The organism is Sphingomonas sp. (genome assembly GCF_035490575.1).
GTDB lineage: Bacteria > Pseudomonadota > Alphaproteobacteria > Sphingomonadales > Sphingomonadaceae > Sphingomonas.
In genome coordinates, this window is sequence record NZ_DATJLI010000144.1 from 1 (window position 1) to 25,026 (window position 25,026).

Sequence of the window (25,026 nt, forward strand, 5' to 3'; positions counted from 1 at the left end):
TCGCTGACCCGCGCCGCCATCGTATCGGCCAAGGCGGTGATGATCGCCGTCACCGGACAGGCCAAGCGCGACGTGATCGAAGCCGCCATCGCCGAGGGTGCTGGCTCCCCCTACCCCATCGGCCGGGTGCTGGCCGATGCCGAACTGCCCGTCGACATTCACTGGAGCGCCTGATGCCTCTCCATCCGACCATCGCCGCCGTCACCGACCGCATCCGCGACCGCTCGCGCCGCCAGCGCCGCGCCTATCTCGACCTGATCGAGCGGGAGCGCGATTCGGGGTTCGACCGGCCCAAGCTGGGCTGCGCGAATCTCGCGCATGCCTATGCCGGGACCGACGAGCAGCGCGATCGGATGAAGGACGGGACGGCGATGAACATCGGCATCGTCACCGCCTATAACGACATGCTGTCGGCGCACGCGCCCTATTACCGTTATCCCGAACAAATGAAGGTCTGGGCGCTCGAAGCGGGCGCGACGGCGCAGGTTGCGGGCGGCGTGCCCGCTATGTGCGACGGCGTGACGCAAGGGTATCAGGGCATGGAATTGTCGCTGTTCAGCCGCGACACCATTGCGCTGGGAACCGCAATCGCGCTCAGCCACCGCACGTTCGAGGGCGCGGCGCTGCTGGGCATCTGCGACAAGATCGTGCCCGGCCTGCTGATCGGCGCGCTGCGTTTCGGGCATCTGCCGATGGTGCTGGTTCCCGCGGGGCCGATGCGATCGGGCCTGCCCAACAAGGACAAGGCCGCCGTTCGCGAACGCTATGCCGAGGGCAAGGCCACGCGGGAGGAACTGCTCGATTCCGAAATCGCCGCTTATCACGGCAAGGGCACCTGCACCTTTTACGGCACTGCCAATTCGAACCAGATGATGATGGAGGCAATGGGGCTGCACGTCCCCGGCGCATCCTTTGCCAATCCGGGCACCAAACTGCGCCAGGAATTGACGCGCGCGGCGGTGCAGCGGTTGCCGCAGATCGGCTGGGGCGGCGATGATTACCGCCCCATCGGCCACTGCGTCGACGAACGCGCGGTTGTTAACGCCGCCGTCGCTTTGCTGGCGACGGGCGGGTCGACCAACCACCTGATCCACCTGCCCGCGATTGCGCGTTCGGCGGGCGTCAGCATCAACTGGGAAGATTTCGACGCGCTGTCCAAGGCGGTGCCTCTGCTGACGCGCGTCTATCCCAACGGATCGGCCGATGTGAACGGGTTCGAGGACGCGGGTGGCCCGCCCTTCGTCATTCGCGAACTGCTCAAGGGCGGCCTGCTGCACGACGATGTGCTGACGATCGCTGACGGCGGCATGGCCCAATATGGCCGCAAGCCGGTGATCGAGGACGACAGGCTCGTCTGGTCCGATCTGCCCGCGCAGCCCGGTGACGACAGCATCGTGCGGACCATCGACGCACCGTTCGCGCCGGAGGGCGGGTTCCGTATCCTGACGGGTAATCTGGGCCGCGCCTGTATCAAGGTGTCGGCGGTCGACCGCGACCGCTGGAGCATCGAGGCGCCGGCACGCGTCTTTTCGACCCAGGCAGAGGTGCAGGAAGCGTTCAAGGCGGGCGAACTCGATCGCGATGTGGTGGTGGTGGTCCGGTTCCAGGGACCGCGAGCGAACGGAATGCCCGAACTGCATAAGCTGACGCCGCCCCTTGGCGTGCTCCAGAATCGCGGCTTCCGCGTCGCGCTTGTCACCGACGGTCGAATGTCCGGCGCCAGCGGCAAGGTGCCCGCCGCCATCCACCTGTCGCCAGAGGCATTGGGCGGTGGCCCGGTTGGCAAGCTGCGCGATGGCGACATGGTTCGGCTGGATGCCGAAGCGGGGGTGCTGGAAGCACTGGTCGACGTGGCCGAGTGGGACGCCCGCCCGCTGGTGGATGCGGTCCCCATGGCGGACGGCACCGGCCGCGAACTGTTCCGCATGATGAACCAGGGCGCGGACGAGGCCGAGAAGGGCGCGAGCGCGATGCTTGCCGCCGCCGGCCTTTGATCGGCTGAGAGGGAGAGACATGGAAGTCGTCGCAGTCGATATCGGGGGCACCCATGCCCGCTTCGCCATTGCCGAGGTGGAAGGCGGGCGTGTCGTCCACATGGACGAACCGGTCACGCAAAAGACCGCCGAGCATGGCAGCCTGCAACTGGCCTGGCAGGGGTTTGCCGCGATGGCCGGGCGGCCCCTTCCCCGCGCCGCCGCGATTGCCGTGGCGTCGCCGATCAATCCCGACCTTATCAAGCTGACCAACAATCCGTGGATCATCCGCCCGCCGCTGATCCGCGAGCGGCTGGAGGTCGATGACTGGACGCTTATCAACGATTTCGGCGCGGTCGGACATGCGGTCGCGCAATTGCCCGACGAACATTTCATCCATGTCTGCGGTCCCGACGCGCCGTTGCCTGACCGCGGTTCGCTGACCGTCTGCGGTCCCGGCACCGGCCTTGGCGTCGCCCAGGTGTTCCGCACGGGCGAGCGTTACCATGTGATCGAGACCGAGGGCGGGCATATGGACTTCGCGCCCCTTGACGGGATCGAGGATGCGCTGCTCAAGCGGCTTCGCAAGACCTTTACCCGCGTGTCGGTCGAACGTGTCTGTTCCGGTCCCGGCATCAAGGCGATTTACGAAACGCTGGCCGAGATCGAGGACAAGTCGATCCGGCAGATCGACGACAAGACGATCTGGACGCTGGCGTTCGAGGGCAAGGACAGCCTGGCATCGGCCGCGCTCGACCGTTTCTGCCTCGCGCTCGGCGCGACGGCGGGCGATCTGGCGCTGGCGCACGGGCCAAGGGGCGTCGTGATCGCGGGCGGCCTGGGCCTTCGCCTCAAGGATCATCTGCTCAATTCGGGCTTTGGCCAGCGTTTCGTGTCCAAAGGCCGGTTCCAGACGTTGATGAACGCGATCCCCGTCAAGCTCATCACCCATCCCCAGCCCGGCCTTTATGGTGCGGCAGCCGCTTTCGCGCAGGAGCATATGTAATGACGATCGAGGAGATCATGCGGACCAGCCCGGTCATACCGGTGCTGGTGATCGATGATGCCGCCACCGCCCGGCCGCTGGCCGAGGCGCTGGTCAAAGGCGGCCTGAAGGTGCTGGAAGTGACGCTCCGCACCCCCGCCGCGCTCGATGCGATCGCGGAGATGAAAAAGGTCGACGGCGCGATCGTCGGCGCGGGCACCGTCGTATCGACGCAGCAGTTCGAACAGGCAATGGCGGCGGGTAGCGAATTCATCGTCTCCCCCGGCCTGACCGAACGGCTTGGCGAGCCGATCGTATCATCGGGCGTGCCGTTCCTGCCCGGCGTGGCGACGGCAGGCGACATCATGCGCGGTTACGAACTTGGCCTGCGCCATTTCAAATTCTTTCCCGCCGAAACATCGGGCGGGCTGAAGGCGCTGAAGGCGTTGTCGCCCCCCTTCCACGAAGCGCGTTTCTGCCCCACCGGCGGCATTTCCGAAGTGACCGCGCCCGACTGGCTGGCGTTCGACCGCGTGCTGTGCGTGGGCGGCAGTTGGGTGACGGGCGGCAGCATGGCCGATGTCGAAGCCCGCGCCAGCGCGGCGGCGCGCCTCTCGCGCTGATTTCGCGCGCGTAAGGATCATTCGCGGCTGACATCGGGCGCTTGCCGTGCCTAAAGAGGTGGCATGGCGCTCGACATACGCAACAGCGGGCTTTCCGACGCCCTGGTGATCCTCGGTTCGGCAGGGTTGGTCATTCCGGCATTCGCCCGGTTCAAGATCAGCCCCGTCATCGGCTTCATCCTGGTCGGCATCCTTGTCGGGCCGAACGCACTCGGCTCGCTGGTCGACCGTTACCCTTGGCTCTATTTCGTCACGATATCGAACACGGAGGCGATTGAGCCTTTCGCCGAGTTTGGCATCATCCTGCTGCTTTTCTCGATCGGTCTGGAGCTGTCGTTCAAGCGGTTATGGGCGATGCGAACGCAGGTGTTCGGGCTGGGCGCCGCCGAACTGCTGATCTCCGGTCTGGTGATCGGTTTTGCCCTGAATTTGATGGGGCAGGCCTGGGGCGGGGCCATCGGGCTGGGGCTGGCGCTTGCGCTGTCATCGACCGCGCTCGTCCTGCCGATCGCGGGCACGACCAGCGCGATCGGGCGCGGCGCGTTCGCGATGCTGCTGTTCGAGGATCTGGCGCTGGTCCCGATCATCTTCATGCTCGGCGCACTCGCGCCGACCGCCACCGAGGAGGGGTGGAACGGGCTGGCCGATGTCGCGCTGGCGGGCGGCGTGACCGTTGTGGCGCTCTACCTTGCCGGGCGCTTCACGCTGCCGCGCATGTTCGGTCAGGCTGCGCGCACCAAAAGCCCGGAACTGTTTCTGGCCGCCAGTCTGCTGGTGGTCATCGTCGCCAGCCTTGCCACCGCTGCCGCCGGACTGTCACCCATCGTCGGTGCGCTGCTCGCCGGGCTGCTGATCGCCGAAACCGAGTATCATGAGGAAGTCGACGCCATCACCGCGCCGTTCAAGGGACTGGCGCTGGGCGTGTTCCTGATTTCGGTCGGCATGGCCCTCGATCTGCGGCTGGTCGCGCGATACTGGCCCGAGCTGCTGCTGGCGATCACCGGCGTCATGGCGGTCAAGGCGATCGTCACCATGCTGCTGTTGCGCTTGTCGGGCACGCGTCCGGGCGTCGCCGCCGAAACGGGCGTGCTGATGGCCAGTCCGTCGGAGACCACGCTGATCGTCATGGGTGCGGCGGGGGCCGCGGGCCTGATCCAGCCGTCGACGGCGACCTTCTGGACGACCGTCACCGCGATCGGCCTGACGATTACCCCGCTGTTGGCAAAGGGCGGGCGCATGGTTGCGCGGCGGATCGAATCGCGTATCGGCGGCGAGCCAGAGCCGCCTGAGGTCGAAGCCGTCGAGCACGGAACCGTCATCGTCGGCTTTGGCCGCGTGGGCCGCACGATTGCCGAAATGCTGCGCGCGCATGACAAGCCCTATGTCGCGATCGACGCGGATATCGATGCCGTATCAGCGGCGCGCCGAGAGGGCTTCAACGTCCAGTTCGGCGATGTCGCACGCTCGGACATGGTCGACCGCCTGAACCTGGGCCATGCCAAGGCGTTGGTCATCACCATGGACGATCCGGTGCTCAGCGTGCGTCTGACCCGCCGGGTGCGCGGGTGGGTGCCGACCCTGCCGATAATCGTGCGCGCACGCGATTCCAGCCACGCCGCCGCGCTATATAAAGCGGGGGCCACGGATGCAGTGCCCGAAGCACTGGAAAGCTCGCTGCAATTGTCCGAAGCGCTGCTGGTCGATCTGGGCGTAGCGGTCGGTCCGGTCATCGCATCGATTCACGAAAAGCGCGACGAGATGCGCCGCGCGATCCGTGATGCCGCCGGGATCGAGCGGGAACCGCGCATCCGCCGCGTGCGACAGGCCGGGACATGATGCGACAGGAACACGGAACCGTATCGGCGCGCTGCCCGTTGCAACCTGATCGTCGCGGCAAGGCCTTTGCGTGCATGACCTGACATCCCCGAAAGCGGAATCGCTTGGACGGCCACGCCCCACATTGGGCGCGCTGGACCTGATCGCGATGGTCGTCGGCATTGTGATCGGGGCGGGGATTTTTCGAACCCCGGCGCTGGTCGCTGGTCTTGCAGGCAACGAGACGTTGTTGATCGCCACCTGGGTCGCCGGCGGCGTCCTGTCGATCATCGGCGCTTTATGCTATGCCGAACTGGCGGCGGCGTTTCCGCACATGGGCGGCGATTATCATTTCCTCGGCCGCGCCTATGGGCAACGCATTGCCTTTCTTTACGGCTGGGCGCGCCTGACCGTCATTCAAACCGGATCGCTGGCACTGTTGGCCTATGTCTGCGGCGACTATCTCCAGACGCTCGTGCCGTTGGGGCCGGTCGGCTCCAGCTTGTGGGCAGCGGCGGCGGTGCTGGTCATCAGCGCGATCAACTGGATGGGCATCCGCGAAGGCGCCGCCGCGCAGCGCTGGCTGACGCTGGCGGAAGTGGGCGGACTGATGTTGCTGATCGTCGCCGGGTTCATGGCCGAACCGGCAACGGCGACATCCGCACCCGGCGGATCGGGCGGCGGCGCGCTGGGCCTGATGCTGGTTTTCGTTCTACTGACCTATGGCGGGTGGAGCGAAGCGGCCTATCTGTCGGCTGAGGTTCGCGGCGACCGACGCCGGATCGCCTGGTTGATGGTGGGCGGGCTGATCGCCGTTACCGTGCTTTACGTCCTTGCCAACCTGGCTTTCCTCAATGCACTGGGCCTCGCGGGCATGGCCGCCAGCGACGCGGTTGCCGCCGAAGTGGCGGGCGCCGCCTTTGGCCCGGCAGGCGCGGGCATCATCGCGGCCGCTGTCGCGATCGCCGCGCTGACATCGGCCAACGCGACCGCGATCACCGGCGCACGCACCAGTTGCGCGATCGGTCGCCAGTATCGCCAGCTTTCATGGCTCGGCCGGTGGAACGTGCAGCGTGATACGCCCGGCAACGCGCTGATCGCCCAGGCGGCGATCGCGCTTCTGCTGGTCGTCGGCGGCGCCTTTGCGCGGGACGGTTTCTCACTCGTCGTCGAATATACCGCGCCGGTTTTCTGGCTGTTCCTGTTACTGACGGGCGTGGCGCTGTTCCTCCTGCGTCGCCGGATGCCGGATGCCGAACGTCCGTTTCGCGTGCCCCTTTACCCTGTCACCCCCGCGATCTTTTGCGCGACGACCGCTTATCTGCTGTGGTCGAGCCTGGCCTATACCGGCTGGGGCGCACTGGCCGGGTGCGCGGTGCTGGCGGCGGGTGCGATCCTGTTGCTGTTCCTGAAGCCGCATGATGAGGAGAGCCTGCCATGAAGCCGTTGATGCTTATTGCCCTGCTGGCGGCGGCCGCCAGTCCCGCCGTTGCACAGACCGCCGCGACGCAAGCCGCGCCGTCGCGAACCCCTGACGTGATCTATGTCCCCACCCCGCCCGAAGTCGTGAGCGCGATGCTCGACCTCGCCGAACTGAAGGACGGCGACGTGCTGTATGATCTCGGCTCGGGCGACGGACGCATTCCGATCGCCGCCGTCAAGCGCAACCGCGTCAAGGCGACCGGAATCGACATCGACCCCGAACGCATCGCGGAAGCGCAGGCCAACGTGAAGGCGCAGGGCGTCGAAGGCAAGGTGACGATCAAGCAGGACGACATCTTCACCACCGATTTCTCCGATGCGTCGGTCGTCACGCTGTATCTGCTCGACTCGCTCAACGAAAAGCTGCGGCCCCGGCTGATGCAGCTCAAGCCCGGCACGCGCATTGTCAGCCACGCTTTCCGCATGGGCGATTGGGAGCCGGAGGCGGAGCGCGATATCGACGGGCGGCGCATCTATCTGTGGCGCGTGCCCGCGCGCTGATTTCAGCGCTTCGGGATCAACAGCCAGGGTCGCGGGCGTCCGGTCGGGCGCTTGCGACCATCCATGCGAACGGCGCGGATGATCGGAATCGGCTTCAGGATCATCTGGCCCTTCATCGAATCGAACCCGCCGCCGGTCGGCACCGCGAGGATGCGTTTCAGAACGGGCATCCCGGCGATCACCTTTCCGAACGCGGCATAGCCCTTGTATCCGGGTCGCGCATCCATGTGCGGCGCATCGCCGATGCAGACGAAGAAATTGCCCCCCGCCGCATCGGCCGTCGCCCCGCGCGCCATCGAAATCGTGCCGTCAACGTGACGAAGGCCGGTCTGCGCGGTCGTCTCCAGCGGAAAGGGCGGCAGGATGCGGCGCGCATCGGTGCGGATGCCGCCCTGGACAAAGCCGGTTCCCGGCACCCGTTTCGACCGGGCGGCGCGATAGAAGCTGGTGCCGTCGAACCGCTCGTCATCGACATATGCAAGGAAATTGGCCGCCGTTGCCGGCGCACGCCGGGTATCGAGCGCGACGATGAAGCTGCCCGCCGCTGTGACGAAGCGCACACGCACCACCGCCGGTTCACGCGCCAGCGCTGCGCGTGGCACCGCAAGCAGCGCCACGCCCCCGGCAATCAGCCTTCGCCGCGAGAACATCGCCGTCAGCGCGCCATGCCCCCCGCCGCCAACACCGCCAGCGTCACCAGATCGCTCGGCGTCGATGTCATCGGCGCGATCTGAACATTCTTTTCCATGCCGATCAGCATCGGGCCGATCATGCTGTCACCACCCAATTCACGCAGCAGCTTGGCCGAAATGTTCGCCGATTGCAGACCCGGCATGATGAGCACATTGGCCGGGCCCGACAGGCGCGCGAACGGATAATTCGCGAGCTGCTTGGCGTTCAGCGCCACGTCGGGGGACATTTCGCCCTCGAACTCGAAGCCCGGCTTACGCTCCTCAAGCGCGTGAACCGCCGCCCGGATGTTGTCGAGCCACTTGCCTTCGGGATTGCCGAAGGTGGAATAGCTGAGGAAGGCCACGCGCGGCTCATGCCCCATGCGGCGCGCGACCTGCGCCGATGCTTCCGCAATATCGGCCAGTTCCTCGGCAGTGGGCCGTTCGTTGACGGTGGTGTCGGCGATGAACACGGTATGCGTCTGCCCGACCAGCACATGCATCCCGAACGGCGTGCGGCCGGGTGCGGGGTCGATGACGCGGCGTATCTCGCGCATCGACTGGGCATAGGCGCGCGTCACGCCCGTAATCATCACGTCGCCCTCGCCCAACTGGAGCAGCAGCGCGCCGAAGATATTGCGGTCCTGATTGACCATCCGCTCGCATTCGCGGCGCAGGAAGCCACGGCGCTGCAGCCGGTCATACAGGAAATCGACCATCGCCGGGACCAGCGGCGACACGCGGCTGTTATGCAACTCGAAACTCTCGGGGTCGGCGACGCCGAGTGCTTTCAGGCGATCGTGCACATCGTCGCGGCCGACCAGCACGGGCGTGCCATAGCCGCCGTCGCGGAAGGCGATTGCCGCGCGCAGCACGACTTCTTCCTCGCCCTCGGCAAAGATCACCCGGCGCGGTCGCGCACGCGCGCCTTCATATGCCAGGCTCAGGACCGACGTCGTCGGGTTAAGGCGGGCGCGCAATTGCTGGCGATAGGCCGTCATGTCGAGGATCGGGCGCGTGGCCACGCCCGAGTCCATCGCCGCCTTGGCGACCGCCGCCGACACCAGCTCCATCAGGCGCGGGTCGAAAGGTGCGGGAATGATGTATTCGGGGCCGAAGCTGTGCTGCACGCCATAAGCCGCCGCCACTTCGTCGGGCACGCGGTCGCGCGCCAGTTCGGCAATGGCGTTGGCGGCGGCGATCTTCATCGCGTCGTTGATCCCCGTCGCCCGCACGTCGAGCGCGCCGCGAAAGATGAACGGGAAGCCGATGACATTGTTGACCTGGTTCGGATAATCTGACCGCCCGGTCGCGATGATCGCGTCGGGCCGCGCGGCCTTGGCCAGTTCGGGACGGATTTCCGGTTCGGGATTGGCCATCGCGAAGATGATCGGCGCGGGCGCCATGTCCTTGACCATTTCCGGCTTGAGCGCACCTGCGGCGGACAGGCCCAGAAACACGTCGGCGCCGTGCAGCGCTTCGGTCAGGGTGCGGCGATCGGTGTCGGCGGCATGGGCCGACTGCCACTGGTTGACGCCTTCACGCCCGACATGGATCACGCCGGTGCGGTCGCACATCAGCACATTGTCATGGCGAACGCCCATCGCCTTCATCAATTCGGTGCACGCAATCGCCGCCGCGCCCGCGCCGTTCACGACAACCTTGATGTCCGACAACCGCCGTCCGGTCAGCAGACACGCGTTGATGAGGCCCGCCGCAGTGATGATCGCGGTGCCGTGCTGGTCGTCGTGAAAGACCGGAATGTTCATCCGTTCGCGCAGCGTCTGTTCGATGATGAAGCATTCGGGCGCCTTGATATCCTCAAGGTTGATGCCGCCGAACGTCGGTTCCATCAGCTCGATCGCGTCGATGATGCGGTCGACATCCTCGGTCTTCAGCTCGATATCGATCGAATCGACGTCGGCGAACCGCTTGAACAGCACCGCCTTGCCTTCCATCACCGGCTTGGATGCCAGCGCGCCCAGATTGCCCAGGCCCAGGATCGCCGTGCCGTTCGAGATGACGGCGACCAGATTTCCCTTTGCCGTATAGTCATAGGCAAGCGCCGGGTCCTCGGCGATCGCCTTGACCGGCACGGCGACGCCCGGCGAATAGGCCAGCGCCAGGTCCCGCTGCGTGGTCAGCGGCTTGGACGCGATGATCTCGATCTTGCCCGGCCGGCCTTCGGCATGGAAGCGCAGCGCTTCGCGTTCGGTAAACTGGTCGGCGGGTGTATCGGTCATGCTGATCGCGGCTCCTTGGGGCAGGAATGACGTTACGGCTCTTGGCCGCTCCGCTCGCGGACTGCAAGCCATGCTAGGCAAGTCTGCGCGCGCGACCTAAGAACCGCCCCATGCCCCGTTTCCGTCGTATTCCGCCCAAAGCTGCCGCCCGATGACCGCCGCCACGCCGATGATGGCGCAATATCTGTCGCTCAAGGCCGAAGCCGGCGACTGCCTGCTGTTCTATCGCATGGGCGATTTTTTCGAGCTGTTCTTTGACGATGCCCGCGTCGCCAGCGGGGTGCTGGACATCGCGCTGACCGCGCGCGGCGAACATGACGGTGAAAAGGTGCCGATGTGCGGCGTCCCCGTGCACGCCGCCACTGCCTATCTCCAGCGGCTTATCAAGGCGGGGCACCGCGTCGCCATCGCCGAACAGATCGAAACCCCGGAGGAGGCCAAGAAGCGCGGCGGGTCCAAGGCGCTGGTCGCGCGCGCGATCGTGCGGCTGGTGACGGCAGGCACGCTGACCGAGGAAGCGTTGCTCGATGCGCGCGCGGCGAACTGGTGCGTCGCGGTTGGCGAAGCGGGCAACGCGGTATCGGTCGCCGCCGCCGATGTATCGACGGGCCGGTTCGAGCTGTTCGAAACCGACGCCACGGGCCTGGGCGCCATGCTCGCCCGCCTGTCCCCGGCGGAAGTGGTCGCGGCGGAGGGCGCGGCATTCGACGCCACCGTGCTGCGCCCGCGCGGCGAGTTCGACAGCGCGGGCGGTGAAGCGCGGCTCAGGGCGCTTTACGGCGTGGCGACGCTCGACGGGTTCGGGGCGTTCACGCGCGCGGGCCTGTCGGCGGCGGGCGGTCTGGTCGCATATCTGGAGCATACGGCCAAGGGCGCCCTGCCCTTTCTGCGCCGGCCGGTGCTGCACCCGCATGGTGCGACGATGGCGATCGACGCGGCGACGCGCGAAAGCCTTGAGCTGACCCAGACCCAGGCCGGCTCGCGCGCGGGCAGCCTGCTGGATGCGGTCGACCGCACCGTCACCGGCGCCGGCGCGCGGTTGCTGGCCGCCGACATTGCCGCACCGCTGATGGATGCCGGGGCAATCGCCGCGCGACTGGATCTGGTGCAGCGATTCCACGACGAAGGCGGCCTGCGCGATAGCGTGCGGGTGAAGCTGCGCGCGCTGCCCGATATCGGGCGCGCGCTCGGCCGGCTGGTCGCGGGGCGCGGCAGCCCGCGTGATCTGGGCCAGTTACGCGACGGGCTGGACGCTGCATGGCATTTGGGCGAGACGCTGGGCGGACTGGCGGCACCGCCGCCACTGCTCACCGAAATCGCGCCGCGCCTGCAGGGGCACGGGCCGCTGATCGATCTGCTCCAGCGCGCACTGGTCCCCAGCCCGCCGATCGAAACGGCGCAGGGCGGCTATATTGCCGAGGGGTTCGATCCCGCGCTTGACGACCTGCGCGCGACGGGTGCGGGCGGGCGACGCAGTATCGCCGCGCTGGAGGCCGATTACCGCACCCGCACCGGCATTTCGGCGCTCAAGATCCGCCACAATGGCGTGCTCGGCTATCATGTCGAAGTGCCCGCCCGCGTCGCCGACAAATTGATGTCGGAGGATAGCGGCTTTACCCATCGCCAGACGCTGGCCGGCGTCGTTCGCTTCAACGCGCCCGAACTGCACGAAGTCGCGATGCGCGTTACCCAGGCGGGAAACCATGCGCTGGCGGCGGAGGCGTCGCATCTGGAGACGCTGACCGAAACCGCGCTTGAGCGGCGCGAAGCGATCGCCGCAACCGCCGATGCGCTGGCCCGGCTCGATGTCGCCACCGGCCTGGCCGAACGCGCGGCCGAGGGCGGTTGGGCACGTCCCGATCTGGTCGACCATGCCTGTTTCGATGTCGAGGGGGGCCGCCATCCGGTAGTCGAGGCGGCATTGGCGCGAACCGGCGAACGCTTCGTCGCCAATGATTGCGTGCTCAGCGAGGATTCACGCCTGTGGCTGGTCACGGGTCCGAACATGGGCGGCAAATCGACTTTCCTGCGCCAGAATGCGCTGATCGCGGTGCTGGCGCAGGCGGGCAGCTATGTCCCCGCGACGCGCGCCCGGCTGGGGCTGGTCGACCGTTTGTTCAGCCGTGTCGGCGCGTCGGACAACCTGGCGCGGGGCCGGTCGACCTTCATGGTCGAAATGGTGGAAACCGCCGCCATCCTGTCCCAGGCCGGACCCAACAGCTTCGTCATTCTGGACGAAGTGGGGCGCGGAACCTCCACTTATGACGGCCTCGCCATCGCCTGGGCCGTGGTAGAGGCGATCCATGAGGTAAATCGCTGCCGCTGCCTGTTCGCCACGCATTATCACGAACTTACGCGGCTGGCCGAACGGTGTGAGGCGCTGCGCCTGCATCACGTCCGCGCGCGCGAGTGGAAGGGCGAGCTGGTGCTGCTGCATGAACTCGCGCCCGGCCCGGCGGATCGCAGCTATGGACTGGCGGTCGCGCGGCTGGCCGGGCTGCCCCCGGCGACGATCGCGCGCGCGAAAGCGGTGCTCGCCAAGCTGGAGGCGGGGCGCCAGAAAACGGGTGGGCTGGCCGCCGGTCTGGACGACCTGCCCCTGTTCGTCGCCGCCGCAGAACAGGAAGCGCAGGCGGCGGATGCCTTGCGCGACGAACTCGCGCGGATCGACGTCGACGCGCTTTCCCCGCGTGAGGCGCTGGATGCGCTTTATCGCCTGAAGGGGCTGGCTGCTGATCCTTCGCCCAGATGAACCGCGCGCCCACACCCGGTTCAGCTTGATGCAGATAAACACGCATCGTTCGGACGCCGGAAAAAACTGAACGTTTCGTTCATGAAACTTTCGCTTTTCCCCGGTGTTCAGACGACAAGGTTTCAGAAGAATGGGAGTTCTGGATATGCGTAATTTCATGATGGCCCTGGCGGCCACCGGCCTGCTGGTCCCCGCTGCGACGATCGTTCCGACAACCAAGGCCGAAGCATCGGCGCAAAAGCGCAGCCAGTATCGCGAATGGCGCGGTCGCGACGGTCGCCGTTACTGCCGCAAGCCCGATGGCACGACGGGTCTGGTGATCGGCGGCGTCGCAGGTGCACTGGTCGGTCGCACGATCGATACGCGTGGCGACCGGACGCTGGGCACGCTGCTGGGTGCCGGTGCCGGTGCGCTCGCCGGTCGCGAGGTTGAGCGTTCGACGAGCAAGCGCTGCCGCTGATCGGCGCTTGCCACAGAAATACGGAAAGGGCGGGCATCCTTTGTCCGCCCTTTTCGTTTGTCCGGCGTCATTCCCCCCGCAAATGGAGATCGAACCGATGACCACTCGCAGCGCAAGCGCGAAATATGAAGGCTTTGGCAAGGCCGGTCGCGGCCATGTGTCGCTTCAGTCGGGCGTGATGAAGGACCAGTTTTACGGCTTCACCACCCGGTTCGAGGATGAGGCAGGCACCAACCCCGAAGAATTGATCGCCGCCGCGCACGCATCCTGCTTCACCATGGCGCTCAGCTTTGCGCTGGCCCAGGCGGGGCACAGCGACGGCACGCTTGAAACAACAGCCAAGGTGAAGCTGGAAAAGGATGGCGACGGGTTCAAGGTCACACGCTCCGACCTGTCGCTCGATGCCAGGGTCGACGGCATCGACGCCGCCGAGTTCGAGCGCATCGCGAGCGAGGCAAAAGCGAACTGCCCGATTTCCAAACTGCTGAACGCCGAAATCACGCTTGAACACCGGCTGAACGCATGACACGGGCGCGGGCGGGTGGCGTGATGCTTTAACCTTCCCGCGCTACACCCCCGCGCGTGCTGCGCGTCCTGACCCTATCGAGCTTGTTCCCCGACGAGACCCGTCCCAATTTCGGCGTGTTCGTCGAGCGGCAGACGCTCGGCCTTGCCGCGCTGCCCGACACAGAAGTCCGGGTGGTCGTGCCGATCGGGTTGCCGCCCTTTCCGCTGTCGAGATCGCCCCATTATGCCGCCTTATCTCGCTTGCCGGTGCGCGAGATTTGGAAGGGGCTGGCCATGCGCCGCCCGCGCTTCCTCAATCTGCCCGCTACCGGCGGCCGCTTTCACCCGGCGATGCTGGAGCGTGCGCTGGTCCCGGTGCTGACGGCAATACGTCGCGATTTCACATTCAACGTGATCGACGCGTCCTTCTTCTTTCCCGATGGCGTGGCGGCGGTGGCGCTGGGCCGGCGTTTCGACGTGCCCGTGTCGATCAAGGCGCGCGGCGCCGATATCCATCATTGGGGCCACGCCCCCGCAACCGCGGCGGGCGTGCTGGCGGCGGGCCGGGCGGCGGACGGGTTGCTGGCGGTCAGTTCGGCGATGCGCGATGACATGATCGCGATCGGGATGTCGGCGGATCGCATCCGCGTGCATCATACCGGTGTCGATCAGACGCGGTTCGCACCTGACGATCAGGCACGCCAGCGCATCGGCATAAGCGGGCCGCTGGTGGTGTCGGTGGGTGCGCTGATTCCACGCAAGGGGCATGACCTGGTGATCGAGGCCGTCGCCCGCATTCCCGACGTGTCGTTGCAGATCGCGGGCGAAGGCCCCGGGCGCGCGCGGCTGCAGGCACAGATCGACGGACTGGGCGTCAGCGACCGGGTGCGCCTGCTCGGATCAGTCGCGCATCACGAACTGCCGTCGCTGCTGGCTGCCGCCGACGTCATGGCGCTGGCATCGGCATCGGAAGGGCTGGCGAACGCGTGGGTCGAATCGCTGGCCAGCGGCACGCCCGTCGTCATCCCCGACGCGGGCGGCGCACGCGAGGTCGTCGACCGTGCCGAAGCTGGACGCATTGTCGAGCGCAGCGTCGACGGCATCGCAGCGGGAATCCTCGAAATGCTCGCCGCCGCCCCCAACCGACAGGCGGTTCGCGCCGCCGCCCGCCGATTCACCTGGGAACGCAACGCCCTGACCTTGCGCCAGCATCTGGCATCGCTGGTCGGCTGAGCCGATCAGATCGGCAGCTTGAAGCCCGGCGGCAGCGGAATGCCCGCCGTCATCTTCGACATTTCGGTCGAGCTGGCGGCATCGGCCTTGGCCCGCGCGTCGTTGAACGCGGCGGCGACCAGATCCTCCAGCACGCCCTTTTCCTCAGGCTTCATCAGCGAATCGTCGATGTCGACACCGATGATCCGGCCCTTCGCGGTCGCACGGACCTTGACCAGCCCACCGCCCGACGCGCCCTCGACCTCGATCGTGTCGAGTGCGGCCTGCGCCTTCTCCAGTTCGTTCTGGACGTTCTGCGCCATCGCCATGATGTCATCTAGATTTTTCATGCCAAACTCCGTCTGTTCTTCGGCCCGACAAGTTCGCTGCCGGGAAATGCTGCAAGGGTCGCCGCGACGATCGGGCTTTCGCGCACCGATCGTTCAAACGCTTCATCGTCGGCCAGTTCCACTTCGCGCAGCGACGCGGCGCCCGGCGCGTCGCTGATCGTCACGCGCCAGCGCGCGCCCGTCGCCTGTTTCAGCGCGTCCATCAATTCGCGCGCGAAGTCGGACGGCAGCGGTCGGGCGTTCGACAATTCCAGTTCGGGCGGCGCGATCCGAACCGGCCGCGCGTGATTGCGCCACGCCTCTGACAGGGCATGGCGGCCGGTGCCGGCAAGGGTATCGCGGATCGCCTCAAGCGTTGTGGGCAAGGCGGGCGCTTCCGCGACAGGCGCGGATGCGGGCGCCGGGGCCGATTTCGCCTGCCCGGCATCGTCCGCCCCGCCACCTTCGCGAATCTGCCGCGCCAATTCGCCCGGATCAGGCAGTTGCGAAGCATGAATGACGCGCAGCAACGCCATTTCGCACGCTTCGATCGGCATTGCGGCGCGTCCGACTTCCTCATGCCCCTTGAGCAGCAATTGCCACAGGCGGTGAAGGACCGGGAAGGACAACCGCGACGCCCATTCGGCCAGTGCTTCGCGCTCCTCGACGGGTTGCGCCATGTCGGTCGCCGTGCCGACCTTTGCCAGCGTGATGCCGTGGGTGGTTTCCATCAGCGCGCGCAGCACGGCCTGCGGATCGACGCCCAGATCATATTGCCGCCGAAGCGCCGCCAGCGCCTCCGCCGACTCCCCCGCCAGCAACAGCGCGAACAGCGCGCGCATCGCACCCCGGTCGGACAGGCCCAGCATCTCGCGCACGGCATCGGCACGCACGCCGCCGCCTTCGATCCCGGCATGGGCAATCGCCTGATCGAGGATTGACAGACCGTCGCGCGCAGAACCCTCTGCCGCGCGTGCGATCAGCGCCAGCGCCTCCGGCTCGGCCTCGAACCCCTCCGCCTTGACCACATGGGCGAAATGCGCGGCCAGCTTCTCCGCCGGAATGCGGCGCAGGTCGAAACGCTGGCACCGCGACAGGACCGTGATCGGCACCTTGTCGACTTCAGTCGTCGCCATCAGGAACTTGACGTGCGCGGGCGGTTCCTCAAGCGTCTTGAGCAGCGCGTTGAACGCCGGCTTCGACATCATGTGCACTTCGTCGATGATGTAGATTTTGTAGCGCGCCGACACCGCGGCATAGCGCACTGCCTCGGTCATCTCGCGCACGCTGTCGACGCCGTTGTTCGACGCGGCGTCGATTTCGATCACGTCGATATGACGCCCCTCAGCAATCGCGCGGCACGGCTCGCACACGCCGCATGGGTCGATCGTCGCACCGCCCTGCCCATCGGGACCGATGCAATTCAGCGCCTTGGCGATCAGGCGCGCGGTCGATGTCTTGCCGACACCGCGCACACCCGTCAGCAGGAACGCGTGCGCCAGCCGATCACGGCGGACCGCGTTGCCCAGCGTCTGGACCATCGCATCCTGCCCGATCAGCGCATCGAAGCTTTGCGGCCGGTATTTGCGTGCCAGCACGCGATACGCCTCCGCCGGGGGCGGCGCGGGCGGTTCGCCCAGGTCGAAACTCATATCGTCCATCACCGCCAATCTAGGGCGTTCCGGCTCACGACGATAGGGGCGATCAACGCTGAAGCAGTTGCTGGATGTCCGCCTCGATCGCCTGTGGTGTAGTGGTGGGAGCATAGCGTCCCGCGACCCGCCCCTGACGATCGACCAGAAACTTGGTGAAGTTCCATTTGATCGCTTCGCTGCCCAGCAATCCGGGCGCGGCCTTTTTCAGCACGCGCCAGACCGGCGCCGCATCGGGTCCGTTGACATCGACCTTGCCCATGATCGGAAAGGTGACGTCATAGCTGGTCGAGCAGAAGCTGGCGATTTCCGCCGCCGATCCCGGTTCCTGGCCGCCGAACTGGTTGCAGGGAAAGCCGATCACCACCAGCCCCTTCCCCCCATGGGCGCGATACAGCGATTCCAGTCCGGCATATTGCGGTGTGAACCCGCATTTCGACGCGACATTGACGATCAGCATCACATGGTCGCGCCATGCCGACAGGTCGGTCTGGCTGCCATCGGGGGCGGTGACGGGCGCGGTATACAGGTCGGTCATGCCAGCACCCCGTCGTGCAGGCGGACAACGCGGTCCATCCGCGCCGCCAGCCGTTCGTTATGCGTTGCGACCAGCGCCGCCGATCCTTCGCCGCGCACCAGACGCAGAAACTCGGCCAGCACGATATCGGCGGTCGCCTCGTCCAGGTTGCCGGTCGGCTCGTCCGCCAACACCAGTGCGGGGCGATTGGCCAGCGCACGGGCAACAGCCACCCGCTGCTGCTCGCCACCCGACAACTGGCTCGGCCGGTGCGTCAGCCGCGCCGCCAGCCCCAGCGCCGACAGCAAATGGCCGGACCGTTCGATGGCAGCCGCTTTTGCCGCGCCATGGATCAGTTGCGGCAGCTCGACATTCTCGATCGCGGTGAAATCGGGCAGCAGGTGGTGGAACTGATAGATGAAGCCCAGCCGGTCGCGGCGCACCACGGTGCGCTCGGCGCTGCTCAGCTTCGTCACTTCCTGTCCCACGATACGGATCGAGCCTTCGAACCCGCCTTCCAACAGGCCGACCGCCTGCAACAGCGTCGACTTGCCGGATCCCGATGGACCGAGCAGCGCGACGATCTCACCGGGGGCCACGTCCAGGTCGATGCCGCGCAGCACCTCGATCGTCTGGCCGCCCTGGCGAAAACTGCGCTGCAAGGCGAGCGTCTGAAGAACCGGCTCACTCATAACGCAGCACCTGCACGGGATCGGTGCTCGCCGCCTTGAATGCCGGGTAAAGCGTCGCGAGGAAGCTGAACACGAATGCCATCAACGCAATGCCCGCGACCTCGACCGGATCGGTCTTGGACGGCAATTCGGTCAGGTATCGCATCGACGGGTCCCATATCTCCTGTCCGGTCACGAATCCCAGAAAGCCCAGCACCCCCTGCCGGAAATAAAGCAGGATGAAGCCCAGGGTCAGCCCGGCGACGATCCCCAGCGAGCCGATCGTCGTGCCAACGGTGACGAAGATGCGGATCAACCCCTGTCGCGTTGCCCCCATCGTCCGCAGGATCGCGATATCGCGGGTCTTAGCGCGGACCAGCATGATGAGCGATGACAGGATGTTGAACACCGCCACCAGGATCAGGATCGACAGCACGGTGAACGTCACCAGCCGATCGACCTGCAACGCCTCGAAAATTTCGGAATTCAGCCGGCGCCAGTCGTTCAGCACGCCGCGCGACCCCACCTTCACAGCCAGCGGTTGCAGGATCTCCTCCACCCGGTCGGGGTCCACCGTGTCGATCTCGATCATGCCGACCGAATCGCCCATCAGCAGCAACGTCTGGGCATCGGCCATCGGCATGATGACGAATGCCTTGTCGTAATCATAGACACCGACTTCAAAGATCGCGCCGATGCGATAGGAAACGATGCGCGGCACCGTGCCCATCGGGGTCGCGACCCCCTGAAAGCTGATGAGCGAAATCTCGCTGCCCACTGTCGCGCCCAGCGATTGCGCCAGCCGGGAACCGACCGCGATATTGCCGCTGCCATCGGTCAGCGATGCCAGCGATCCGACCACCACATTGTCGCGGATGGTCGGATTGGTGCGAATGTCCTGAACGCGCATCCCGCGCAGGATCACCGCTTCGGTGCGGCCGTTGAAGTCGGTCATCAACGGCTGTTCGATCAGCGGGGTCGCGCTGGTGACGCCGGGGGTTGCGCGGGCATCGTCCAGCACCTGTCGCCAGTCGCGCAGTTGTCCGGCATAGCCCTGCACCACCGCATGGCCGTTCAGCCCCACGATCTTGTCGAAAAGCTCGGCCCGAAAGCCGTTCATCACGCTCATGACGATCACCAAAGCGGCCACGCCCAGCATCACCGCGACCAGGCTGATGCCGGCGACCAGAAAGATGAACGCCTCACCCCGGCCGGGGAGCAGATAGCGCCGGGCGATCATGCGCTCATAGCGCGAAAGGATCATGCGGGAACCCTTGGGAACAGGAGGATGCGCCCGCCTTAGCAGCGTTGCGCCGACGTGCAATCAGGCGTGTTGCCCAATGAACACAGGGTTAAGCGATTCTGCCGCGCCGTGCCGGTTTCCGAATGACATCAATCGGCCGCACGCTTACCAAGATTTCACGAAGCTCAGGCAAACAGGCCGTGGTTCGGGGAGGTTTCAGTCCCGCCTTGACGTAAGGTCAATGGCGTGTGGACGGAACCATATTAGGGGGCTGACGAGCGATCGTCACGCAGGCGCCCGGGCTGCTCAAGCGGTCCGGGCGTTTGCCGTTTAGGCCTGTGGCAAAAACCGTGCGAAGTGCGTGCGAAGTCAGTCCTGCCCGTTTGCCTGGGCGACGATCAGTGCGACATCCAGGCTTTCCTCGCCCGCACCCAGCCGCGATCCGGCGACCGGCGCGGCCGACGCCGTGTCGATGCCGATCGCCACGCGCACATAGCGGTCATCGATCAAGGCGCCGCGCGACGGATCGATCGCGCACCACCCCTGATCGGGCACAAACGCCTCGACCCAGCCGTGCGGCGCGCAACTCTGGCTTTCGTCCTGACGATAGCCACCGACATAACGCGACGGCACCTCGGCAGCGCGCAGTCCGGCGACCATGGCCTGGGCCACTTCCCGCGCGCTGGCCGTCCCGCTGTCGAACACGGTTGCCGCGTCACGCAGCGTTTCGCCCTCCACGCCGGTCAGCCGATCGCCAAGCGACCGCGAGAACCGGACGATGGCGTCAAGGTCGATCGCACCTCCGTCCAGCGCGTCGCGGGCAAACGCGGCCAGTGCCGCACCGGGCATCGTGCGCTCGGATTCGCGCAGGTAAAATGTCGGCGGCAGCGGCTCGGCCATGCCGCGCAGCAACCCCTGTGGCTCGCCGGTCAACACCTCTCCACGCACACTGATCTCGATGCCATCCAGCGGCCCGTCGGCATAGAGCATCGTCTGGCGATTGCCCAAACCGTCGCGGCTTTCGCGCAGGCGCGCATCGCAATCGACATCGATCGACCATGCGACGACCGTCTGGTCATCGGTGTCGTCGGGCGTCATCCGCAACAACTGGATCAGCCGGGTCTGCGGCTCGGTGAAGCGATAACGGGTGCGATGCTCGACAATGATCCGCATCAGATGAACCTGAATTGCTGGGCGATGGCGCGGTCAAGTGCGGTGTTCTCCTCGATGAAACCGGCCAGCCATTCGTGCAGACCGCCGAGGATGACTTCATGGCTGCGCGTGCGATGCATCCGCGCCATACGCGCGCGCGCCATGCGATCCGCCCCGCCCTGAAGCCCGGTGCGCTTGCCCAGCAGGCCCAGCATCTCGACCGTCTCCTCGACACATGCCGCCAGCGACCGGGGCAGTTCGGGCCGCGTCAGCAACAGGTCGATGACCAGCCCCGGCTTCAACCCGTCGGCATAGAGCCAGCGATAGGCGGTGACGGCGGACACGGTTTGAAGGATCGTCGTCCACTGATCCCGGTCGACCACGCCGCCCACCTGTTCGCCTTCGGGCAACAGCAGGTGATATTTTACGTCGATCAGTCGCGCGGTATTGTCCGCACGCTCGATCGCGGCGCCCAGGCGGATGAACCAGACGGCTTCGTTCCGCATCATCCGCATCACCGCGCCTTCAAAGCCGCGGGTTTCGGCCTTGACCGCTTCGACCAGATTGAGCGTCGCCATCGCATTGCCGGGACGCATCCGCGAATTGAAGATCAGCCATGCACGATTGATCGCGGTCCAGGCTTCGCGCGTCAGTGCGGTGCGAACCGCGCGGGCATTGTTGCGCGCCATGTCCAGGCACTGGACGATCGAGCCGCCATGACCGGCATCAATCGTCAGGAACCGCGCGACATTCGCCTGATCGATCGGCGCCCCGGTTTCTGCGAAAGCCCCGTCATTATAGGTGACGCGCAGCGCGCTTTGCCACGCCGCCTCCCCGGCGGGCGTCGCCGACAGTGCGTCGAGCCGCACCGTTGCCTCGACCAGCCGGGCGATGAAATCGGCGCGTTCGACATATCGGCCCAGCCAGTAGAGCGAGGCGGCGGTGCGAGAGAGCATCAGCATGGCCGCTCCCTCAACCCAGCAACGCCTGGCGCTGCATCATCGCGTCCTGTTCCTGCCCCTGCACCGTGGCCGGATCGGGCATCAGCACGAAACTGTCCTTGGTGCCGCCGCCTTGGCTGGAATTGACGACCAGCGACCCTTGGCGCAGCGCCACGCGCGTCAGGCCGCCGGGCACCACCTGAACCCCGTTGCGCCCGGTCAGGACAAAGGGGCGGAAATCGACATGTCGCGGCGCAAGTCCGCTCTCGCTCAGCGTCGGCACGGTCGACAGCGCCAGCGTAGGCTGCGCGATATAGCGATGCGGCTCGGCAATCAGGGCGGCGCGGAACCGCTCGATCTCGTCGCTGCTCGCCGTCGGGCCGACCAACATGCCATAGCCGCCCGATCCGTCGACCAGCTTGACCACCAGTTCGGGCAGGTGGTCGAGCACATATTTCAGCGCCTGCGGCTCGCGGCAACGCCATGTCTCGACATTGGGGAGCTTTGCCTCACCACCCGAATAATAGCGCACGATTTCAGGCATATAGCTATAGATCGCCTTGTCGTCGGCGATGCCGTTGCCCGGTGCGTTCAGGAGCGTGACGTTGCCGGCGCGATAAGCGGACATCAGGCCCGGCACACCCAATAGCGAATCGGGTCTGAACACGACGGGATCGAGATAATCGTCATCGATCCGGCGATAGATCACATCGACCTTCACCCGCCCCGCAATGGTCTGCATCCAGACCACGTCGTCATCGACAACCAGATCGGCCGGCTCGACCAGTTCGATGCCCATCGAATCGGCCAGAAAGCTGTGTTCGTAATAGGCGCTGTTGAAATGCCCCGGCGTCAGCACGACACACACCGGGCGGCTGCCCGCCCCCGCCGGCGCCACCGATCGCATCGTTTCGTGCAGACGATCGGGATAGCTGTCGACCGCCGCCACCCGATATTTGCGAAACAGTTCGGGACACAGCCGGATCATCGCCTCGCGGTTTTCCAGCATGTAGGACACGCCCGACGGCGTGCGCGCATTGTCCTCGAGAACGAAGAAAGCGTCCGGCCCGGTTCGCACCAGATCGATGCCGCAGATATGCGCCCAGATGCCGTGCGGCGGGCGGATGCCGACCACTTCGGGGCGGAATTGCGGATTGCGAAGCACGATGTCGGCGGGCAGCACGCCATCCTTCAGGATGCGGCGTTCACCATAGATATCGTCCAGAAACGCATTGATCGCCTCAACCCGCTGGACCAGCCCCTCGGACAGGCGCGCCCATTCTTGTGCCAGGAACACGCGGGGGACGATATCGAAGGGGATGATCCGTTCTGCCGCTTCACGATCGCCATAGACGGCGAAGGTGATGCCGAGTTGCCGGAAGGTATATTCGGCCGCTTCCGACCGGCGCGCCAGTTCGTCGCCGGGCGTCTCGACAATCCATCGGGCGAGCGCCGCTAGCGCTTCACGCGGATTTGCCGGGCCGCCATGGCCCCATATCTCATCGAACGCGCGTATATCCCCCATCGACCCTCGTAATGCTCGAGTTCGGTTAATGGTTGCATGGTGCCGCGCGTTGTTGCGCCGCACAAGGGCCAGGCGCATGATTATTGCAGTTACCCTTTTGGGGTTGAGCACTTTACCCTGTTGGCGTAAAAGCGAGGATATGACGACACTTGCTGGTTTGAAAATCCGCCGCTTTCGCGATCAACGCGGCATCAGCCGTGCGGCGTTCGGTGCATGGTATGGCGCACCCGGCAGCACGGTTCAGGGCTGGGAAGAAGACGGGAAGCGCGCCGCCGCGCCGATCGTCAACCAGATCGCCGGCAACGGCATTGCCCATCACGCCGACTGGTTCGTGACCGCTCGCAACATGGAGAATGAAATGGGTCGCTGGTCCCCCACAAGCTGGCAGTCGGCCGATGCGCGCCAGATGCCCGATTATCCCGACCCGGATGCGCTGGCGGCGACCACTGCCGAACTGGGCCGTTTCCCGCCGCTCGTCTTCGCGGGCGAAGCGCGGCAACTGACCGCCGAACTGGGCCGCGTGGCGGAGGGGCACGCGTTCCTGTTGCAGGGCGGCGACTGCGCGGAGAGCTTTGCCGAGTTCCACCCGAACAACATCCGCGACACGTTTCGCGTCATTCTGCAGATGGCGGTCGTCCTGACCTTTGCGTCAAAGCTGCCGACAGTGAAGCTGGGCCGCATGGCGGGTCAGTTCGCCAAGCCGCGCTCGGCCCCGACCGAGGTGATCGACGGCGTCGAGCTGCCCAGCTATCGCGGCGACAATGTCAACGACATCGCCTTCACCCCCGAAGGCCGTGTGCCCGATCCGGGCCGGTTGCTGCGCGCCTATTCGCAGTCGGCGGCAACGCTGAACCTGCTGCGTGCGTTCGCGCAGGGCGGTTATGCCAATCTGCATCAGGTGCATAAGTGGACGCTCGATTTCATGGGTCGCAGCCCCTGGTCGCAGCGTTATGCCGATGTCGCCGACCGGATCGGCGAAGCGCTGGAGTTCATGGAGGCGTGCGGGATCAATCCCGAAACCGTGCCCCAGTTGGCACGCACCGATTTCTATACCAGCCATGAAGCGCTGCTGCTCCCCTATGAGCAGGCGCTGACGCGACAGGATTCGCTGACCGGCGACTGGTATGACACCAGCGCGCACTTCCTGTGGATCGGCGACCGCACCCGTTTCGAAGGTTCGGCGCATGTCGAATTCCTGCGCGGCATCGGCAACCCGATCGGTATGAAATGCGGGCCGAGCCTTGAGCCGGACGCGCTGCTGCGGTTGCTCGACACGCTCAATCCGCACCGCGTGCCGGGTCGCATGACGCTCATCACTCGCTATGGCCATGACAAGATCGAGGCGCACCTGCCCGCGCTGGTCCGCGCCGTGAAGCGGGAGGGGCATCCGGTCGTCTGGAGCTGTGACCCGATGCACGGCAACACGATCAAGGCAGCGACCGGATACAAGACGCGGCCATTCGACCGTATCCTCGACGAAGTCCGCGGCTTTTTCGCCGTGCACCGGGCAGAGGGCACTCATGCCGGCGGGATCCATGCCGAAATGACGGGGCAGGACGTGACCGAATGCACCGGCGGCGCCATCGCGGTCAGCGAACAGGCGCTGGCCGACCGCTATCACACGCACTGCGACCCACGCCTGAATGCGGGGCAAAGCATCGAGCTGGCCTTTCTGCTGGCCGAAATGCTCAACAAGGAACTGGCGGAGCGGAAAAAGGCTGCTGCTTGACGCGCTTGTAAATCCCCGGTTGTGTCGTTGCGCGGGGCAAACC

General features: G+C 66.0%; 22 protein-coding genes. 12 read left to right on the forward strand and 10 right to left on the reverse strand.

Going from position 1 to position 25,026, the window contains the following annotated elements:
* The 7 genes from VL973_RS10590 to VL973_RS10620 all read left to right on the forward strand — a co-directional run.
* A partial coding sequence (locus VL973_RS10590; RefSeq protein WP_325284005.1) for a 6-phosphogluconolactonase occupies positions 1–174 on the forward strand: 174 nt, incomplete at its 5' end.
* Positions 174–1,994, forward strand: a complete 1,821-nt coding sequence (gene edd / locus VL973_RS10595; RefSeq protein ID WP_325283986.1) for a phosphogluconate dehydratase — start codon at positions 174–176, stop codon at positions 1,992–1,994. The genes VL973_RS10590 and edd, both read left to right, overlap by 1 nt.
* Before the next feature lie 19 nt (positions 1,995–2,013).
* Positions 2,014–2,979, forward strand: a complete 966-nt coding sequence (gene glk / locus VL973_RS10600; RefSeq protein ID WP_325283987.1) for a glucokinase — start codon at positions 2,014–2,016, stop codon at positions 2,977–2,979.
* Complete coding sequence (gene eda, locus VL973_RS10605; RefSeq protein ID WP_325283988.1) at positions 2,979–3,581, forward strand: bifunctional 4-hydroxy-2-oxoglutarate aldolase/2-dehydro-3-deoxy-phosphogluconate aldolase; 603 nt, start codon at positions 2,979–2,981, stop codon at positions 3,579–3,581. Before glk ends, eda begins: the two co-directional genes overlap by 1 nt.
* 63 nt (positions 3,582–3,644) lie before the next feature.
* Positions 3,645–5,417, forward strand: coding sequence for a cation:proton antiporter domain-containing protein (locus VL973_RS10610; protein ID WP_325283989.1), 1,773 nt, complete (start codon positions 3,645–3,647; stop codon positions 5,415–5,417).
* Positions 5,418–5,487: 70 nt separating this feature from the next.
* The gene (locus tag VL973_RS10615; protein ID WP_325283990.1) at positions 5,488–6,837 is read left to right on the forward strand and encodes an APC family permease; all 1,350 of its coding nucleotides are present in this window, start codon (positions 5,488–5,490) and stop codon (positions 6,835–6,837) included.
* Positions 6,834–7,379 (forward strand): SAM-dependent methyltransferase, encoded by a 546-nt coding sequence (locus tag VL973_RS10620; protein WP_325283991.1) that lies wholly within the window; start codon positions 6,834–6,836, stop codon positions 7,377–7,379. Before VL973_RS10615 ends, VL973_RS10620 begins: the two co-directional genes overlap by 4 nt.
* 2 nt (positions 7,380–7,381) lie before the next feature.
* Here the strand turns inward: VL973_RS10620 and VL973_RS10625 are convergent, their stop codons facing one another.
* Positions 7,382–8,029 (reverse strand): peptidylprolyl isomerase, encoded by a 648-nt coding sequence (locus VL973_RS10625; protein ID WP_325283992.1) that lies wholly within the window; start codon positions 8,027–8,029, stop codon positions 7,382–7,384.
* A 5-nt stretch (positions 8,030–8,034) separates the two neighbouring features.
* Complete coding sequence (locus VL973_RS10630) at positions 8,035–10,293, reverse strand: NADP-dependent malic enzyme (RefSeq protein WP_325283993.1); 2,259 nt, start codon at positions 10,291–10,293, stop codon at positions 8,035–8,037.
* Between the two features lie 169 nt (positions 10,294–10,462).
* Between VL973_RS10630 and mutS the strand changes: the two genes are divergently transcribed.
* The 4 genes from mutS (at position 10,463) to VL973_RS10650 (ending at position 15,245) form a co-directional block, all read left to right on the forward strand.
* Positions 10,463–13,045, forward strand: coding sequence for a DNA mismatch repair protein MutS (mutS, locus tag VL973_RS10635; protein WP_325284006.1), 2,583 nt, complete (start codon positions 10,463–10,465; stop codon positions 13,043–13,045).
* A 145-nt stretch (positions 13,046–13,190) separates the two neighbouring features.
* Complete coding sequence (locus tag VL973_RS10640; protein ID WP_325283994.1) at positions 13,191–13,505, forward strand: glycine zipper 2TM domain-containing protein; 315 nt, start codon at positions 13,191–13,193, stop codon at positions 13,503–13,505.
* Positions 13,506–13,602: 97 nt separating this feature from the next.
* The gene (locus VL973_RS10645) at positions 13,603–14,031 is read left to right on the forward strand and encodes an OsmC family protein (protein ID WP_325283995.1); all 429 of its coding nucleotides are present in this window, start codon (positions 13,603–13,605) and stop codon (positions 14,029–14,031) included.
* A 56-nt stretch (positions 14,032–14,087) separates the two neighbouring features.
* Positions 14,088–15,245: a glycosyltransferase gene (locus tag VL973_RS10650; RefSeq protein ID WP_325283996.1), complete on the forward strand. Its 1,158-nt coding sequence runs from the start codon at positions 14,088–14,090 to the stop codon at positions 15,243–15,245.
* 5 nt (positions 15,246–15,250) lie between these two features.
* Here the strand turns inward: VL973_RS10650 and VL973_RS10655 are convergent, their stop codons facing one another.
* The 8 genes from VL973_RS10655 to VL973_RS10690 form a co-directional block, all read right to left on the reverse strand.
* Positions 15,251–15,574, reverse strand: a complete 324-nt coding sequence (locus VL973_RS10655) for a YbaB/EbfC family nucleoid-associated protein (RefSeq protein WP_325283997.1) — start codon at positions 15,572–15,574, stop codon at positions 15,251–15,253.
* Complete coding sequence (locus VL973_RS10660; RefSeq protein WP_325283998.1) at positions 15,571–17,214, reverse strand: DNA polymerase III subunit gamma/tau; 1,644 nt, start codon at positions 17,212–17,214, stop codon at positions 15,571–15,573. The genes VL973_RS10655 and VL973_RS10660 overlap by 4 nt, the downstream gene beginning before the upstream one ends.
* A gap of 43 nt (positions 17,215–17,257) precedes the next feature.
* Positions 17,258–17,743: a glutathione peroxidase gene (locus VL973_RS10665; protein WP_325283999.1), complete on the reverse strand. Its 486-nt coding sequence runs from the start codon at positions 17,741–17,743 to the stop codon at positions 17,258–17,260.
* Positions 17,740–18,414 (reverse strand): ABC transporter ATP-binding protein, encoded by a 675-nt coding sequence (locus tag VL973_RS10670; RefSeq protein ID WP_325284000.1) that lies wholly within the window; start codon positions 18,412–18,414, stop codon positions 17,740–17,742. Before VL973_RS10670 ends, VL973_RS10665 begins: the two co-directional genes overlap by 4 nt.
* Positions 18,407–19,657 carry a lipoprotein-releasing ABC transporter permease subunit gene (locus tag VL973_RS10675; RefSeq protein WP_325284001.1) on the reverse strand — a complete coding sequence of 417 codons (1,251 nt, stop codon included), beginning with the start codon at positions 19,655–19,657 and terminating at the stop codon, positions 18,407–18,409. The genes VL973_RS10670 and VL973_RS10675 overlap by 8 nt, the downstream gene beginning before the upstream one ends.
* 348 nt (positions 19,658–20,005) lie before the next feature.
* Complete coding sequence (locus VL973_RS10680) at positions 20,006–20,809, reverse strand: transglutaminase family protein (protein ID WP_325284002.1); 804 nt, start codon at positions 20,807–20,809, stop codon at positions 20,006–20,008.
* Positions 20,809–21,744 carry an alpha-E domain-containing protein gene (locus VL973_RS10685; RefSeq protein WP_325284007.1) on the reverse strand — a complete coding sequence of 312 codons (936 nt, stop codon included), beginning with the start codon at positions 21,742–21,744 and terminating at the stop codon, positions 20,809–20,811. Before VL973_RS10685 ends, VL973_RS10680 begins: the two co-directional genes overlap by 1 nt.
* A 16-nt stretch (positions 21,745–21,760) precedes the next feature.
* On the reverse strand, positions 21,761–23,254 hold the full coding sequence (locus VL973_RS10690; protein ID WP_325284003.1) for a circularly permuted type 2 ATP-grasp protein: 1,494 nt from the start codon (positions 23,252–23,254) through the stop codon (positions 21,761–21,763).
* A 139-nt stretch (positions 23,255–23,393) separates the two neighbouring features.
* On the opposite strand from VL973_RS10690, the gene VL973_RS10695 reads away from it, so the two are divergent.
* Positions 23,394–24,983: a class II 3-deoxy-7-phosphoheptulonate synthase gene (locus tag VL973_RS10695; RefSeq protein WP_325284004.1), complete on the forward strand. Its 1,590-nt coding sequence runs from the start codon at positions 23,394–23,396 to the stop codon at positions 24,981–24,983.
* Positions 24,984–25,026 lie beyond the last annotated feature (43 nt).

Bases quoted from the DNA above. Each gene is read 5' to 3' on its own strand.
- edd (WP_325283986.1), top strand. From the start codon at position 174: ATGCCTCTCCATCCGACCATCGCCGCCGTCACCGACCGCATCCGCGAC.
- glk (WP_325283987.1), top strand. From the start codon at position 2,014: ATGGAAGTCGTCGCAGTCGATATCGGGGGCACCCATGCCCGCTTCGCC.
- eda (WP_325283988.1), top strand. From the start codon at position 2,979: ATGACGATCGAGGAGATCATGCGGACCAGCCCGGTCATACCGGTGCTG.
- VL973_RS10610 (WP_325283989.1), top strand. From the start codon at position 3,645: ATGGCGCTCGACATACGCAACAGCGGGCTTTCCGACGCCCTGGTGATC.
- VL973_RS10620 (WP_325283991.1), top strand. From the start codon at position 6,834: ATGAAGCCGTTGATGCTTATTGCCCTGCTGGCGGCGGCCGCCAGTCCC.
- VL973_RS10625 (WP_325283992.1), bottom strand. From the start codon at position 8,029: ATGTTCTCGCGGCGAAGGCTGATTGCCGGGGGCGTGGCGCTGCTTGCG.
- VL973_RS10630 (WP_325283993.1), bottom strand. From the start codon at position 10,293: ATGACCGATACACCCGCCGACCAGTTTACCGAACGCGAAGCGCTGCGC.
- mutS (WP_325284006.1), top strand. From the start codon at position 10,463: ATGATGGCGCAATATCTGTCGCTCAAGGCCGAAGCCGGCGACTGCCTG.
- VL973_RS10640 (WP_325283994.1), top strand. From the start codon at position 13,191: ATGCGTAATTTCATGATGGCCCTGGCGGCCACCGGCCTGCTGGTCCCC.
- VL973_RS10645 (WP_325283995.1), top strand. From the start codon at position 13,603: ATGACCACTCGCAGCGCAAGCGCGAAATATGAAGGCTTTGGCAAGGCC.
- VL973_RS10655 (WP_325283997.1), bottom strand. From the start codon at position 15,574: ATGAAAAATCTAGATGACATCATGGCGATGGCGCAGAACGTCCAGAAC.
- VL973_RS10660 (WP_325283998.1), bottom strand. From the start codon at position 17,214: ATGGACGATATGAGTTTCGACCTGGGCGAACCGCCCGCGCCGCCCCCG.
- VL973_RS10665 (WP_325283999.1), bottom strand. From the start codon at position 17,743: ATGACCGACCTGTATACCGCGCCCGTCACCGCCCCCGATGGCAGCCAG.
- VL973_RS10670 (WP_325284000.1), bottom strand. From the start codon at position 18,414: ATGAGTGAGCCGGTTCTTCAGACGCTCGCCTTGCAGCGCAGTTTTCGC.
- VL973_RS10675 (WP_325284001.1), bottom strand. From the start codon at position 19,657: ATGATCCTTTCGCGCTATGAGCGCATGATCGCCCGGCGCTATCTGCTC.
- VL973_RS10680 (WP_325284002.1), bottom strand. From the start codon at position 20,809: ATGCGGATCATTGTCGAGCATCGCACCCGTTATCGCTTCACCGAGCCG.
- VL973_RS10685 (WP_325284007.1), bottom strand. From the start codon at position 21,744: ATGCTCTCTCGCACCGCCGCCTCGCTCTACTGGCTGGGCCGATATGTC.
- VL973_RS10690 (WP_325284003.1), bottom strand. From the start codon at position 23,254: ATGGGGGATATACGCGCGTTCGATGAGATATGGGGCCATGGCGGCCCG.
- VL973_RS10695 (WP_325284004.1), top strand. From the start codon at position 23,394: ATGACGACACTTGCTGGTTTGAAAATCCGCCGCTTTCGCGATCAACGC.